Genomic DNA, 14816 nt, shown 5'->3' on the forward strand with positions numbered 1-14816 from the left:
ACCGAGGGAGAGAAAATGACCGATTCGAAAGTACTGCTGTTCTACAAGTTCGCGCCACTTGCTGACCCGCTCGCCGTGAAAATGTGGCAGAAGGCGCTCGGCGAGAAACTCGGCCTGCGCGGGCGCGTTCTCATTTCGAAGGACGGTATCAACGGGACTCTCGGCGGAACCGTTCAAGCATGCAAAGCGTACGTGAAGGAGCTCAAAAGCTATCCGCCGTTCGCTGGCGTCGATATGAAATGGTCCGAAGGAAGCGGGATCGGTGAGGATGGATTCTCACGCGATTTCCCACGCCTGTCCGTGAAAGTCCGCGACGAAATCGTGGCGTTCGGCGCGCCAGGCGAGCTCAAGGTCGGCCCCGACGGTGTGATCGGCGGCGGTATCCACGTCAAACCCGACGAGGTGGAAAACCTCATTCACGACAACCCGGATCTTGTATTCTTCGACGGCCGTAACAAGGTGGAATGGGAGATCGGCCGCTTCGAAGGTGCCATCGTTCCCGACACCACCACAACCCACGATTTCATTGCCGAACTCGAATCGGGCAAGTTCGATGATATTAAAGACACACCGATCCTGACCTACTGCACTGGCGGAATCCGTTGCGAGGTACTCTCCGCTCTCATGAAGAACCGTGGTTTCACGCAGGTCTACCAGCTCGACGGCGGGATTGTGCGTTACGGCGAAAAGTTCGGTAACTCTGGCCGCTGGCAAGGCTCACTCACGGTGTTCGATAACCGCGAAGTAGTGGATTTCGAGGGCGAGGCTGCCAAGCTCGCAACGTGCCATACATGTGGGGCGGCAGCCGGGAGGCTCCACAACTGCGACGAGCCCTCGTGCCGTACCCGTGTGCCGGTGTGTGAGGACTGCCTGAGCAAACCCGCATACTGCGACGAGCACGCAGCGCTCGCGGTCTGAACGCCGGTTGAAGGTCCTGCGGGCAGGCTGATACTCGCTGCGCTGGCTTTTTCGCCAACTCAAATCGTGTTTCGAGAGAAATATTGGCCCAAAAATGCGATATGAGTGAGCCAAAACGCAAGTTGCCGAAGTATGGCTCTGCGATGACGGTAGTGGGCCTGCGAGTATTACCCTGTGGAAGGAGCGGTGGCCCACCTCTCCTAGCGGCTCAAATCCCAATTGATCGGCTCGGCGCCCTGTGTGACGAGCAGGGCGTTCGCGCGCGTGAATGGGCGTGAGCCGAAGAAACCGCGTGAGGCAGACAGTGGTGAGGGGTGCGGCGAACGGATGATCGGAACGTCGGCGAGGAGTGGTGCGAGTTCTTGCGCCTGTTTTCCCCACAAAATCGCAACGAGGGGGAGTTCGCGGCGCGCGAGCACGCGGATCGCGTGGTCGGTGACGCGCTCCCATCCCTTTCCGCGGTGCGATGCTGGCTCGCCTGGGGTCACAGTGAGGACCCTGTTGAGGAGCATGACGCCGCGCTCGGACCATGGCGTGAGGTCGCCGTTTGGTGGCATCGGCACGCCCGTATCTTCGACCAGTTCTTTGAAAATGTTCGTCAGGCTTCGCGGGAGCGGGCGCACGTTCGCGTTGGCCGAGAAGCTGAGCCCGATCGGATGGCCAGGGGTGGGGTACGGGTCTTGCCCGACGATGAGCACTTTCACCTGATTGAGGGGGTATCGGAAAGCACGAAGCACGTTGGCCCCGTCCGGCAGGTATCCGCGGCCGGCAGCGTTTTCGGCGCGGAGGAAATCGCCCATCGCGTGGATGTCCGCCTCAACAGGAGCGAGTTCGCGCGCCCAGCCTGGATCAATGTTGTCGATGCTCATGGGCCTAACTTTACCGCGCTGGCGAGCGCCACCTGGTGGGGCGGGTACCGTTCCAGCGTGCAATGCCGAGGGTGGAGCGTGGTCCGCTGATGCGTTGTGTCGGTAACGTTCGAGGCGCAAGCCAAAAACAGCAACCTACGGTGTAGTAACTTATGTGGTGACAGAAAACTCGGCTGTGACGGCTCATATCGTCATCAGACGGCTGAGGCGATCACTGTCTCGGATCGACCAAAGGAGAAAAATGACCACGAAAACGGCAACTATCGTCGCGAACCCGCTGCGCATTCAGGCCCTCCCGCTTGCTCAATCCGCAGCCCTCGTGATCGCGGGCGCGGCCGTGATTGCTCTCGCCTCACAGGTGAAGATCCCAGTTGGCCCTGTGCCGATCACGCTGCAGACTCTTGTCATTCCACTCCTTGCCCTTGCTTTTGGCCTCAGGCGCGGCGTTACCACCACACTCGTTTACATCGGCGTTGGCCTGGCGGGCGCGCCGGTCTTCGCAGGCGGCGCCGGTGGCACCTCGATTCTCGCTGGCGCAACTTTCGGCTACCTCATCGGCATGGTGGCACAGGCGGCGATCGTCGGCGCGATGTCGGATCGCGCGGTCACAACAGGTTGGCGTTACGCAGCTGGAATGTGTGCCGCGTTCGTGGCGCCGTTCGTTCCCGGGCTGATCTGGCTCGCTGTCTTCATGGGTAACGCAGCCACCTTCACCGGAGTGCTTGCCGCCGGCCTGCTCCCATTCATTCCGGGGGAGCTCATCAAGGCCGCGATCGTCACGGGCTCGCTGCCTACTCTTCGCGCGCTCGGCCGTCTCGCCCGCTAGAACGCCCACGCGCCTGGCGCTATCGTTGAGGGCATGAACGAACGCGAGGATCAACGAAGCGCGACCGAACCGGCTGAACCGACCGAGCCAGCCGAGCCAGCAGGTCTGACCAAGGCCGAACTTCAGATCCTCGAGTTTGAAAAGTCGTGGCGAAAGATCGCGCGCGTCAAAGAGGTGGCGATCCGCGAAACGTTCCAAATCGCGCCGTTTGAATACTATCTGTGCCTCGGGCGTGTGCTGGATAATCCGGCGTCGTTTGCCGCGGAGCCTCAACTGGTGGGCCGCCTACGCGAGCTCCAGTGGAAGAAGATGCGCGAGCGTACATCCGGTACTGGCGCTGTCGGGCGGCCTGCGCCAGACGCGGCGCCAATTGACGGGCTGGACGTCGAGGGCTAACTCGGGCTGGCACGTGACGCGTTCCCCTTTTGGGATCGGTCGTTGGTATCCCCTCACCGGCGGATTTTCACGGTAGGATTGCGATCGTGAACGATTTTCCTCAAGACGAATTCGACAAGCTTGCGTCCGAGCGTGGCTCGCTGGGTGCTCACCGTGCGCCCACGTCGTCGCGTAAGAAGTGGTGGTTGGCGTTGCTCGCAGTGGTTATCGTGATGCCGCTGCTGGGTGTTGCGTTTGGGTATTTCTATTCGACCCAGCAGGCCGCCCCGGTTCAGTCCGTTGTCTCTACACCGGCGTCGCAGGCGCCGTCCGCGCAGGCTTCTGCTCCGGCGTCGCTGGCTCCTGCCGAGCAGTCGAGCGCGGCTCCGAGCGTTGCTGAGTCGTCGCCGTCGCCGGCTGAATCCTCGGCCCCCGCCGACGTGAACAAGGCGGCGTCGGTGATGCTGCTGAACGGCAAGGGTGTCAAGGGTTACGCGGCGCAGCAACAGAAGGCGCTTGCGGCTGACGGTTTCACGAACATTGAGATTGGCAACTATGCGAAGGGTACGCCGGCGGGCACCACGGTCTTCTATCGCGACGCGTCGCTGAAGTCCACGGCGGATGCTGTGGCGGCGAAGTTCGGCGGTGAGGCTGTCGAGTCGGCAGCGGCGGTTGGCGCTGGCGGCCAGATCGTTGTGGTTTTGCGCTAGGGCAGCTTTCGAGAAAGGGTACCAGGTTTTCCTGGTGCCCTTTTTCATTCCCGACGGCGGTGCGCGAGTGGCGCCCGAGGGCGCGGCGTTCGCGCCGGCCGGGGAACGCTCGGGGTGAGTTTATGGTCCGGTATCGCTTGCGGTGAAATGGGAATAGTGGCTCGGCGCATTCGTTTGCACTCGTAGGCAGTGAGTGCCAAAATTGGTGTTGGCACTCGCAGTGAACGAGTGATAAATCTCCCGGCCAGTGAGGCGCCGGAAGTGGTGAGAAATGAACGCCACTGCCGTCGTCGTCCGTCGCGGGCACTGGGCGGAACCGTCCCTAGTGGAGGAATATATATGTCGAAGATCATCGCTTTTGATGAGGATGCTCGCCGTGGCATGGAGCGTGGCCTGAACCTGCTCGCAAACACGGTGAAGGTCACGCTGGGCCCCAAGGGCCGCAACGTTGTTCTGGATAAGAAGTGGGGCGCTCCCACGATCACGAACGACGGTGTGTCGATCGCGAAGGAAATTGAGCTCGAGGATCCCTACGAGCGCATCGGCGCTGAGCTGGTGAAGGAAGTCGCGAAGAAGACCGATGATGTTGCTGGCGACGGCACCACCACCGCTACCGTTCTCGCTCAGGCTCTCGTAAAGGAAGGCCTGCGCAACGTGGTTGCGGGCGCCAACCCGATCGCGCTTCGCAAGGGCATCGACAAGGCTGTTGCCGCCGTCGTTGCGAAGCTGCACGAGAACGGCAAGGAGATCGAAACGAAGGAAGAGATCGCCGCTACTGCAGCGATTTCGGCCGGCGATCCGGAAATCGGCGCGCTGATCGCCGAGGCTCTGGATAAGGTCGGCAAGGAAGGCGTTGTGACGGTTGAAGAGTCCAACACCTTCGGCACCGAGCTGGAGATTACCGAGGGTATGTCCTTCGATAAGGGCTACCTCTCGCCGTACTTCGTCACGGACGCCGAGCGCCAGGAGGCAGTGCTCGAGGATGCTTACGTGCTCCTCGTCGAGTCGAAGATCTCGAACATCAAGGACATGCTCCCGCTGCTCGAGAAGGTCATGCAGTCGGGCAAGCCGCTTGTGATCATCGCTGAGGATATCGAGGGTGAGGCTCTCGCGACCCTCGTGGTGAACAAGATCCGCGGCACGTTCAAGTCGGCTGCCGTGAAGGCTCCGGGCTTCGGCGATCGCCGTAAGGAGATGCTGCAGGATATGGCAGTGCTTACCGGCGCAACCGTGATTTCTGAGACCGTTGGCCTCAAGCTCGAGAACGCCGATCTGTCCATGCTGGGCAACGCCCGTAAGGTTGTCCTCACGAAGGACAACACCACGATTGTGGACGGCGCTGGCTCGAAGGAAGATCTTGAGGGCCGCGTGGCCGTGATCAAGGCGCAGATTGAGAAGTCCACCTCGGATTACGATCGTGAGAAGCTCATGGAGCGCCTCGCGAAGCTTTCCGGTGGCGTGGCTGTGATCAAGTCGGGTGCCGCTACGGAGGTCGAGCTCAAGGAGCGCAAGCACCGTATTGAGGATGCGATCCGCAACGCGAAGGCTGCTGTGGAAGAAGGCATCATTTCCGGCGGCGGCGTGGCCCTGATTCACGCTGCTGACCAGGCACTTGAGGGCATCGAGCTCGAGGGCGATGAGGCTGTTGGTGCGCAGATCGTGCGCGTGGCGGCGTCGGCTCCGCTCAAGCAGATCGCCGAGAACGCTGGCCTGGAGGGCGGCGTCGTCGCGGAGAAGGTGCGCAATCTGCCTACCGGCCACGGCCTGAACGCTGCAACCGGCGAGTACGAGGATCTCCTCGCCGCTGGCATCAACGATCCGGTGAAGGTCACCCGCTCGGCGCTGCAGAACGCTGCATCGATCGCCGGCCTGTTCCTCACCACCGAGGCTGTTGTTGCTGACAAGCCGGAGCCGCCGGCCCCGGCCGCTCCGGGTGGCGATGACATGGGCGGCATGTACTGATCCCAGTGATCAGATAAAGCACGCTTCGTGAAGCACGCGTGGAGGGCGGCGGATTTTCATCCGCCGCCCTCCATCATGTATTTGCGAGTTTAAAAATCATCCTCGATCGATTCCACTTTTTCCATCGTGGATGTTGGCCGCGGATCTTCCTTCTCTTTCGACGCCTCAGCCTCGCGTGCTTCCTCCGCTTTGCGTCGCTTCGAGTTGATCAGCTCCAGCGTATTGCGGGCGATCTGTTGACGCTTCGCGCTTTCTACTTCTGGGCCGGAAAGAATCCTCGGTTGAACTCCAGGATCGAATGAATCATCGGGATCCTCCAAGGTAGAGCGGAACTCTTCAGCTGTCAGCCGCCGGAACGTGGCGGCCTCAACGGCGGCCACGTCGTCCGTCTCAGGCAGAGTCTGAGGCTCCTCCTCTGGTTCAGACTGGGCCAGTAGCTCGGCCGTGAGCTGTGCGCTTGGTTCCGCATCGGCGTCGTCGATCGGAATGTGCGTCTTCGCCGCAGACGAACCCGCCGGCGCCTCGGCGTCGACGGCAGGTAACTCGGCCGTCTGTGACGGCGACGGCTCATGCTGGGCAATCAGCGCCTTGATCCGCTCAAGCTCGGCGGCGGCGTTCTGGCGGGCTGTTTCCTCCCACGGGGCGGCGAGCGGCGAAATGAACAGGCGCTTGCGCGAAAGCAGACGTGTCAAAATACGCGAACGGGCACGGAAATATGCCGAATTATCCACGGCTGCATACTCTTCGCGGGTGAGGGCGTTGTACTTTTTGTAACGTTTCGGATCGCAGGCGAGGACGCCGAGGTGTGCGTCGCGAAGCGCGATCTGATCCGAATCGATCGCGTCAAAGGTTTGGGTCTCGCCCAGCTGATTCGCAAACGACGAATGCCGGTGATGCAACGACGTAATCAGCGCCGCGATCGCTTCGCACGCCTCCTGCGGCACGCCGAGGCGGCTGAGCTCCGCACGAGCCACATCCGCGCTCGCCAGCTCATCCTCACCACCGTTATGGGCATATACCACCGAATCGTCCACGGAAAAAACTACGCCGTGATACCAGGTGGCGAGCCGAATATAGTCCGGTTCGCGGGCCTCGGGTGCGAGTGTGTCCACTCGCTGAAGCATGTCCACAACGTGGGTCATGTTGTGAACCTTACGATCGGGCGTTGACCAAATATCGATCAGTGCACGGCACGCGGCGGTCAGTTCCTCGCTCGTGGCCTGCGCGCCGACGTGTGTGGCGCTACGCACGAACGAGCGGATCACCCAATCGGGAACCGCCACGGTTGTGGTTTTGTCATTTTCGAGCACCTAGGAAGTCTAGCCGTTTCGGTACCGCGTAGAGAAGTTTGTGGCAGGGAAATCACTGTGAAGTGGGGCGGGACGCGGTAGAAATCCGTCATCGTTTGCGTGAATGTTCTAAGTTAGAAGCGTGGAGAATTTTCGTGGAAAGCGCGCCCTGATCACCGGGGGAACGTCGGGCTTGGGGCTCGAGTTCGCCCGCCAGCTCGCACGGCGCGGCCTGGATATCGTGCTGGTGGCGCGCAATGTGGCGCGCTTGGAGGAGGCGCGCGGCGAAATTGAGGCGCTGGGAAGCACGGTGGAAACGTTGAGCGCGGATCTTTCCACTCCCGACGGCGTTCGTGCGGTTTCTGCGCGGCTCGCAGGGGATCCCGAGATTGATTTTTTTGTGAATAATGCGGGCGCTGGTTTGTATACGCGGCTCGCGCAGGCGGATTTTTCGCAGTTCCGCGAGGGGCTGCAGGTGATGGCTCTCGCTCCGATGGAGCTGGGTGGCGTTGCGGCGGCCCGGATGAAAGAACGTGGGCGTGGAGTGATCGTGAATACGGTGTCGATGGCCGCGGTTGCGCCGATGGGCTCGTATTCCACGGTCAAAGGTGCGCTCAAGATTTGGTCTGATTCTTTGGCGATCGAGCTTCAGGGCAGCGGCGTCCAGGTGGTCACTTTCATGCCGGGCTGGGTGCACACCGAGTTCCATGCGCGCACCGGCGTCTCGAATTCGTCGATCCCCGGGTTCTTGTGGATGGATGCGCCAGCCGTCGTCGCGGCCGCTCTGGCAGACGTCGACTCCGGCCGTTCGCTGTCAATCCCATCGAAACGTTACAAGGTGCTCGGTTTTCTTGCCCAGCATGCGCCACGCGCGCTGGTGGCGAAGGCCGTGCGGAAGCTGAATAAGGGGCGTCGATGAGCGAAAATCAGCCGCGTAAACTGCATCCACTTGACGATTACCATTCGGGTTCCAAGCGCAACCAGCGCAAGGCCGTGCGCAAACTACTGACCCGCCCGGTGATCAACACGCTCCTGAACGCTACCGTGTGGGGTGCGCAGAACGTGGAAGGTCTCGAGGGTGCCTATATTTGTGTGGGCAACCATTCCTCGCACCTGGATGCGCCGATGGTGTTCTCGCTCCTTCCGGAGTTCATGGCTGAACGCATCGCAACGGGGGCGGCCGCAGATTATTTTTATCGCCGCAAGGGTATCTCGAAGCTTACGTCGATGTTTTTTAACACGTACCCGATCGAACGCAAAGGCAAGTATCACGGCCCGAATGCGGGGCGAGCGGCGGGAATGACGGGCCGCCTGCTCCGCGACGGCGTTCCGATTCTGATCTTCCCGGAGGGGACTCGTTCCCGCACTGGTCAAATGGGCCAGTTCAAGCCCGGTGCCGCGGCTCTCGCGATGAAGACACACGTGCCGATCGTGCCTCTCGGGCTTGCTGGCGGCCACGATGCGATGCCTGTTGGCCGTGTTCTGCCGAAGTTTGGGCGTCCTCCTGTGAGCTTGTATATCGGCAAGCCGATGTGGCCACTTGAGGGGGAGGCGCCGGAGGATTTCATGGCACGCGTTCGCGCACATATCGTGGCGATGTTGGACAAGCGCTCCGCGAATCCGGAGATGCTGCCGGAGAATGGGGAACAGGCCGAATCGGCGGGGCCTGCCGGCGAAGAATAACCGTCCGTGTGTGATCCACAACGGTGGGGCCGCAGCCTCGCAGGCTGCGGCCCCACCGTTTCGCTTTTTACGCCGCCTTTTACATCCGGGCGACGAACGTCTTCGCGAGGTCCGGCGCCGTGAACGCCCCAGTATGTTGATGCGATTTTTGTGGCTCGCTCTTTTCCATCAGGCGCGGGAACTTGAGCCGGATCGTGAGCCCGCCTCCGGGCGTTTCTGCCACTTCGGCGTCGCCGGAATGGGCCGCCATGATCGCCTGGACGATTGCCAAGCCGAGCCCGGAGCCTCCTGATTCGCGCGAACGTGACGTGTCGGTTCTGAAGAAGCGTTCGAATACTCGCGAGCGATTCTCTTCAGGGATTCCCGGCCCGTGGTCGCGAACCTCAACGATCGCGCAGTCCGTGCGCTCGCGTGATTTGCCCACGGCAACCTCCACGGGTGTTCCCGACGGCGTATGCGCACGAACGTTGGACAGCAGGTTGGAGACGATCTGGGTGATCTTTTCTTCGTCGCCGATAATCATTACGGATTGCGGATCCCCTCCATCGAGGTTCGTCACCTCGATGGGATAATCCGGTGCTCGTACTTCGAAATCGGAGACGGCGTTGAGTGCCACCGAAGCAAGGTCGACGTCGGAATAGTTGAGTTTTCGCCCTTCGTCGAGGCGTGCGAGCTGGAGCAAATCCTCAACGAGGTGCCCCATGCGGGTGGATTCTGATTCGATACGGCTCATCACGTGGCCCACCTGTTCGGCTGGAACGCCGCCCATGCGGTAGAGCTGTGCGTAGCCGTTCACGGACGCAAGCGGAGTTCGCAGTTCGTGGGAGGCGTCTGAAACGAACTGCTTCATCTTGCGTTCGGAAGCTTCTTTCGCTTCGAAGGATTCCTGAATCTGGGCGAGCATGACGTTGATCGACCGCCCCAGCATGCCGACTTCGGAACCGGACGGGCCGGACGGCACACGCCGTGAAAGGTTGCCGTTTGCGACGTCGCGGGTGGCTACTTCGATCGCATGCAGGCTGCGTAGCTGGCGGCGGATCATCAGAACTGAGACAGCACCGCCGAGCACGCCGAGAACCAGTTCGAACGCCACGAGCATTTGGAGCAGGTTCGTGACTGCTGCATCAACAGTGCCCATCGGTAGGCCGATGAGGACAGAGCCGATCGGTTCCTGGGTTTGTGGAGAAACCATCGGCACGGAAATGATTCGCCATTCCAAATGGTCTTTCGTGCCGGGAACTGTGATCGGATCGAGATGCTTGTGTTGCGAGAGGGCATAGGAGTTCGCAGGTTCGCCAAGTGCACGGCGCACGGAATCTCCAACAACGACGATCGGTTCGACGTTGTTGTAGACGACGTACACAAAGTACTCCGATGGCAAGATCTGCTTATATGCAGACGGGGGAACTTCTCTGCCGCGCGGAGGGGCAATCTGATCAAGGGTTTGAGACGCGATCTCGGTACCCGACGTGGTGAGCTCGGAGTCGATCTTTTGGGTGAGATACGTGCGCAACGTTTGAGCTCCGATGAAGGAGATCAAGATGAACACGACGAGCAGGAGTGCCATGAAGGTCACTCCAAGCTTGAACGAAAGAGTTCGATACCACCGAGGGGGATCGTGGGGACTCATCGGCGCCTCACTTTGATGCGCGAAGAACGTAGCCGATGCCGCGCTTGGTGTGGATCAGGGGAACAAATTCTGCAATCTCTTGTGGGGAAGTGAGGCCGAGAGCCTCAGGGGTGTCCATCTTGCGGCGCAGGTAGGAAATGTACGACTCCACGATTGAGGCTTCGCCCACCCAGTTGTAATCCCACACGTGGTCCAGGATCTGCATTTTGGATACCACGCGCTCGGAATTGACCATGAGATAGCGCAGGAGTTTGAACTCGGTGGGGGACAGATCGATCTCGTGGCCCGCGCGAGTGACCTCATACGTATCCTCGTTGAGCACAATATCGGCGTACGTGAGCACTGCTGTTTCCGGCATGGTGGCGGTGGTGCGGCGCAGCACCGTGCGGATGCGCGCCACGACTTCCTCCAGTGAGAAGGGCTTGGTGATGTAGTCATCGCCGCCCACGGACAGGCCTTGGAGTTTGTCTTGCAGATCGTCCTTCGCCGTCAGGAAGACGACCGGAAGCGTGGAGTGGTGTTCGCGTAAGAGGCGAAGCACTTCGAAGCCGTCCATGTCGGGGAGCATGACGTCGAGTACCACAATATCGGGAGCGAAAATGGCCTGCTGCTTGAGCGCTTCAGCGCCGTCGGCAGCTGCAGCGACATCGAAGCCTGCGAAACGCAGGGAGGCGGAGAGGAGTTCACGGATGGTCGGCTCGTCGTCGACAACGAGGATGCGAGCCTCCGGTTCAGAATTCTGGACTGTCATGTCCCTATTCTTACCAGCATTTCTGGAAGTCTGCTGGAAGTTTTCTGGACGCGTAAGACGTGTTTTGGAAACAATACGTGCCCGACGCCGGTGGGAAGAGGCTGCACCATACGCACCACGGGCTCGCGCGGGGAGCCCGCGCTCGAGGCGCGTGTCGATTCTGCCACGCGCTCACTAACCCCGAGTCGCCCGAAGTGTGTGTGGCTTCGCGAGCGCGCGACGCCGGTGCGCATGTTGCGTCACATACGCAAGCACCGTTTCCGACTGCTTGCGTTAGATAAACTCCAGCGGGTCGAACTCTTCGACGTCCATCACGTGGATGCGCGAGAGCGGCTGGTTGAAGGCGTGAACGTCGTATTCCAGATCGATGATGGTCAGGCCCTGATCTTGGAGGGCTGCGAGCGAGGTGGAGAGGAACTCGCGGAAACACAATACCGCCACACGGTGGCCGGCGGCGAGGAGCTCCTCGATCTGGGGCAGATAATCGGCGTCGTGTGAGCCGAGCACAATATCCGTGCCGGGCTTCGTTTGAGCAATCGCTTCGAGCGTGCGCTGGATTCCTCGATCCACCACCTTGACTTCGGGATCCTCAGAGGTGAGAAGGAGTGGGCGCCAGCCGATTGCGGTGAGTGCCTGCACGAACGAGGTGGCGATCTTTTGGGTAGCGTTCAAAAAGAACAGGCCGGAAAGAGAATCATCTTCCGACGGCTCATCACGCCACGGGTCGAAATCGAGAACTCGATCCCAGCGGGGGCGCTCTTCGCCACGCGGAGCTCGCCCCAAAATGTTGACGCCTAACGTGGCGTCCAGGTTTTCGCCGTCGATAAGAAAATACATGCCATCATTCTAGGCCGTCCGCGCAGTTCGCGTTGAAAAAGGCTGCGAAAGCTGTGGCCGTGCAAGGAAAATCGCTGTGGCCAGCCAGGCATGAAAACTGGCGACAATATGTGCTTCACAGCAAAAACGGGGAGGGTTCGGCGCAGCCGAGCCCTCCCCGAAAATCGCTGGGAGATCAATGATCAGTATGAGGTGAAATCCTTGCCCTCGATCTCCTTCACCGGTTCGCCAGCCTGGAGAGCCGCGAGGCGCGCCTCAACTTCGCTCATATCCTTTGAGGATTCGAGTTCGGCGAACTGTGCATCGAGCGAGGACTGCGCAACCTCGGCCTTGCCGAGCGCGAGGGCCTCTTCGCGGCGCACCTTCTCCTCGAAGCGGCCGAGCTCCGACGTGGGATCGAGCACGTTGATGGCGGAGATCGCATCCTGAACCTTGTTCTGAGCTGCGGCGGTCTTCGAACGCGCCACAAGCTGATCGCGCTTCGACTTGAGCTCATCAAGCTTGCCGCGCATCACGTTCAGACCGTCCTTGAGCTTGGCCACAACCTCTTCCTGTGAGGCGATAACCGGCTCCGCCGCCTTGGCTTCGCCCTCGGACTGGATCTGCTTCTCGATGGCGATCTTGGCGAGGTTATCGAACTTCGCGGCGCCGTCTTCGTTGCCGGCTTCGCGCATCTGCTTGGCTTTGGCAACAGCAGCGGCGGCCTTCTGGCCCCACTCGCGTGCCGATTCCACATCTTCCTTGTAGTCCGACTGTGCGAGGCGCAGGTTACCGACGGTGACCGCAACGGCATCTTCTGCTTCGGCGATCGAGTTGGTGTAATCGCGCACCATCTGATCGAGCATCTTTTGCGGATCTTCGGCGCGATCGAGGAGCGCGTTGACGTTGGCCTTTGCGAGCTGGGCGATACGGCCTAGGATCGACTGCTTTTCTGCCATGGTTTGCCTTTCGTTGAAGTATGTGCGCCTTGCGAAAGACGCTTACGGGTAATTTTACTGAGGATTGTTTGCGGATGTGGGCATCTTCGCGCGTGGCCGAACCTTAGAACTTCAGCGACCCTCCGCCGCCGCCGCCGAAGGAACCGCCACCAAAGCTTCCGCCGCCGAAGGAACCACCCCAGCTTCCGCCACCCCAGCTTCCGCCCGAGCGGTGACCGGAGGAGGAGATTCCGTTCAGAATACCGCCGATAATCATGCCGGTGAGGAGGTCGTTACCTCCTCCTCCGCCTCGGCGCTGGTCGGCGTCGTTGTAGCGGATATCGTTGCGAGTTGCAGCGAGCGCACTCGAGGACTGCTCGACGGCGGAGCGCGCGTATTCTGCCTTCGCCTCGAGTTCCGTTTCACGCGTAGCCTGGGCGAGCGCCGTGCGCGCCCGGGCGAGTAGGGTGCGGGCGTCCGCTCCGACGGCGGCGCGGTAGGTGGAGATCAAGGAGTCGGTTTGCGCGATGTTTTCCGTAGCCGTGCCCATATCGGATTCGATGCGCCCCTGGGTTCGCCGACGCTGATCGTCGGCCGCGCGCACGCCCGTCAGCGCCAGGTCCAACGCTTCTTCCGCCGTGCGCAGATCACGTTGCAACGTGAGGAAATCGTTGTCTGCGCCAACGCGCGCCAGCACCTTCCGCGCCTCCCCGGCCCGGGCGCTAATCGCCTGATCTCCACCTCCCAGCCGTTCGGCGTCGGCGACGTCGGAGGTGAGCGACGCAGCCGCGGCCGCGACAGCCTCCTTCGCACCCGCAATCAAACCCGGCGCCTGATCGACGCTCGCAACGAGATCCGACGCCTGCCCGATCGCTCCCTCGGCGAGCTGAGCGTAGGGAACCGCCTTGTTCTTCTCACCCTTCTCGGCAAGCTCAGTACCGGTGGTGATCGACTCGCCAGAAGCCGCGAGCAAGCCCTCCACCTGATGTGGAATGTTTTCGAAACTCACCAGCATTTGAGGTGCGTACGAGCGCCTCAAATCCTCAATCTTCTTCGCCACCAGCGGCAGCCCGCTCGAAATCTCCGAGCTGCGCTGCGTGAGCTCAGCGAGCTTCTCGTCCACGCGGCGAGCCAACGCACGAAGCTCCGAGAACGCCTTCTGGTGTTCGGCAAGTACCCCCTGCACTGATTTTGAAAGCTCCAAAATCTTGCCGTTCATCTCGCGCTGCTCGGCCGGAGTTTCTGGATCGTCGTCGCCCAAGAGCTTTTGAAGCATGAACGCCTCGTGTACCTGGCCCTGAGCGCCTGCAAGCGCAGTGGTGAACTTCGCCGTGGCCTCCACCCCGAATTCAGCCTTCGCGAACTCGAGCTCGGCTAGCGCCGAACGGAGGTTATCGTCCGCGTCCAGCAGCGCTGCTGAGGCCTCCTGCGCAAGCTTTTCGATATTCGCGCTTTCCATCTTCTTCTTGTTGCGCGCCTTCACGCGCGAGACGGCAAACACTCCCGCACCGACGGCGAGCGCACCACCCGCGATCGGAACAATCGGCGGGGTCGAGCCACCATGCTCCACCGTGGAGCCGTCCATTGCAGAGGTCACGTTCTGTGCGAGCTTCTGGATTCCCACATCCCAATTCTTGTTTTTGAACTCTGCCAATACTTCATCGCTCAGCGACTGCTGCAACACTGCGGCTGTTACGCCGTCATACCCGTCAAGCGCATAGAAGCCAATATCGCGGGTTTTCGTCGCGATCGCAACGAGCCCCTGTCCTTGCTTCAACCCCGACTTCTCGGCTGTGTCCTTCGCCCAGCTTTCCGAGTTCATACCGGAGAAATCATCCACGATCACTACGTACAAACCCGTGTTCGGCACCCGCGCCACTGAGTTATATGTGGCGGCAGAATCAACAACAACGCCCGATTCGTCAACGAAATGAGCCTCAACACCATGCGGCTCCACCGCAAAAGCGGCCGCTGGCCACAACACGCCAACCACCACCGCGGCACCGGCAGCGGCCTTTGCCAATCGAAACACCAGCGAACCTCCTTTGG

At 60.9% G+C, this 14816-nt stretch carries 14 protein-coding genes; 7 read left to right on the top strand and 7 right to left on the bottom strand.

Annotated elements, in window-relative coordinates:
- The first annotated feature begins 15 nt into the window (after window positions 1-15).
- Window positions 16-918 (top strand): oxygen-dependent tRNA uridine(34) hydroxylase TrhO, encoded by a 903-nt coding sequence (gene trhO, locus P8A24_RS01170; protein WP_278058906.1) that lies wholly within the window; start codon window positions 16-18, stop codon window positions 916-918.
- Window positions 919-1118: 200 nt separating this feature from the next.
- Here the strand turns inward: trhO and P8A24_RS01175 are convergent, their stop codons facing one another.
- On the bottom strand, window positions 1119-1787 hold the full coding sequence (locus P8A24_RS01175; RefSeq protein ID WP_278058908.1) for a uracil-DNA glycosylase: 669 nt from the start codon (window positions 1785-1787) through the stop codon (window positions 1119-1121).
- Window positions 1788-2028: 241 nt separating this feature from the next.
- Here P8A24_RS01175 and P8A24_RS01180 point away from each other — a divergent pair, with 241 nt between their 5' ends.
- From P8A24_RS01180 to groL, 4 genes are all read left to right on the top strand, one after another.
- Window positions 2029-2613 carry a biotin transporter BioY gene (locus tag P8A24_RS01180; RefSeq protein WP_278058910.1) on the top strand — a complete coding sequence of 195 codons (585 nt, stop codon included), beginning with the start codon at window positions 2029-2031 and terminating at the stop codon, window positions 2611-2613.
- A 33-nt stretch (window positions 2614-2646) separates the two neighbouring features.
- The gene (locus tag P8A24_RS01185) at window positions 2647-3009 is read left to right on the top strand and encodes a DUF3263 domain-containing protein (protein ID WP_278058912.1); all 363 of its coding nucleotides are present in this window, start codon (window positions 2647-2649) and stop codon (window positions 3007-3009) included.
- An 86-nt stretch (window positions 3010-3095) separates the two neighbouring features.
- Entirely contained in the window at window positions 3096-3698 is a 603-nt protein-coding gene (locus P8A24_RS01190) for a LytR C-terminal domain-containing protein (protein ID WP_278058914.1), read from the top strand.
- Window positions 3699-4037: 339 nt separating this feature from the next.
- Window positions 4038-5660, top strand: coding sequence for a chaperonin GroEL (groL, locus tag P8A24_RS01195; protein ID WP_278058916.1), 1623 nt, complete (start codon window positions 4038-4040; stop codon window positions 5658-5660).
- An 89-nt stretch (window positions 5661-5749) separates the two neighbouring features.
- Here groL and P8A24_RS01200 read toward each other — a convergent pair whose 3' ends face one another.
- Complete coding sequence (locus tag P8A24_RS01200; RefSeq protein WP_278058917.1) at window positions 5750-6970, bottom strand: HD domain-containing protein; 1221 nt, start codon at window positions 6968-6970, stop codon at window positions 5750-5752.
- A gap of 121 nt (window positions 6971-7091) precedes the next feature.
- Between P8A24_RS01200 and P8A24_RS01205 the strand changes: the two genes are divergently transcribed.
- A complete protein-coding gene (locus tag P8A24_RS01205; protein WP_278058918.1) occupies window positions 7092-7868 on the top strand; it encodes an SDR family NAD(P)-dependent oxidoreductase in 777 nt (258 codons plus the stop codon).
- Window positions 7865-8632 carry a lysophospholipid acyltransferase family protein gene (locus P8A24_RS01210; protein ID WP_278058919.1) on the top strand — a complete coding sequence of 256 codons (768 nt, stop codon included), beginning with the start codon at window positions 7865-7867 and terminating at the stop codon, window positions 8630-8632. Before P8A24_RS01205 ends, P8A24_RS01210 begins: the two co-directional genes overlap by 4 nt.
- A 79-nt stretch (window positions 8633-8711) precedes the next feature.
- Here P8A24_RS01210 and P8A24_RS01215 read toward each other — a convergent pair whose 3' ends face one another.
- The 5 genes from P8A24_RS01215 to P8A24_RS01235 form a co-directional block, all read right to left on the bottom strand.
- Window positions 8712-10199 carry a sensor histidine kinase gene (locus P8A24_RS01215; RefSeq protein ID WP_278058921.1) on the bottom strand — a complete coding sequence of 496 codons (1488 nt, stop codon included), beginning with the start codon at window positions 10197-10199 and terminating at the stop codon, window positions 8712-8714.
- 70 nt (window positions 10200-10269) lie between these two features.
- Complete coding sequence (locus P8A24_RS01220; protein WP_278058923.1) at window positions 10270-11013, bottom strand: response regulator transcription factor; 744 nt, start codon at window positions 11011-11013, stop codon at window positions 10270-10272.
- A gap of 273 nt (window positions 11014-11286) precedes the next feature.
- Entirely contained in the window at window positions 11287-11850 is a 564-nt protein-coding gene (locus P8A24_RS01225) for an NYN domain-containing protein (protein WP_278058924.1), read from the bottom strand.
- Window positions 11851-12032: 182 nt separating this feature from the next.
- Window positions 12033-12788 (bottom strand): PspA/IM30 family protein, encoded by a 756-nt coding sequence (locus tag P8A24_RS01230; RefSeq protein WP_278058926.1) that lies wholly within the window; start codon window positions 12786-12788, stop codon window positions 12033-12035.
- Between the two features lie 103 nt (window positions 12789-12891).
- Window positions 12892-14799, bottom strand: a complete 1908-nt coding sequence (locus P8A24_RS01235) for a TPM domain-containing protein (RefSeq protein WP_278058928.1) — start codon at window positions 14797-14799, stop codon at window positions 12892-12894.
- Between the last annotated feature and the right edge of the window lie 17 nt (window positions 14800-14816).

Origin of the sequence: Arcanobacterium wilhelmae (assembly GCF_029632765.1) — a bacterium.
GTDB lineage: Bacteria > Actinomycetota > Actinomycetes > Actinomycetales > Actinomycetaceae > Arcanobacterium > Arcanobacterium wilhelmae.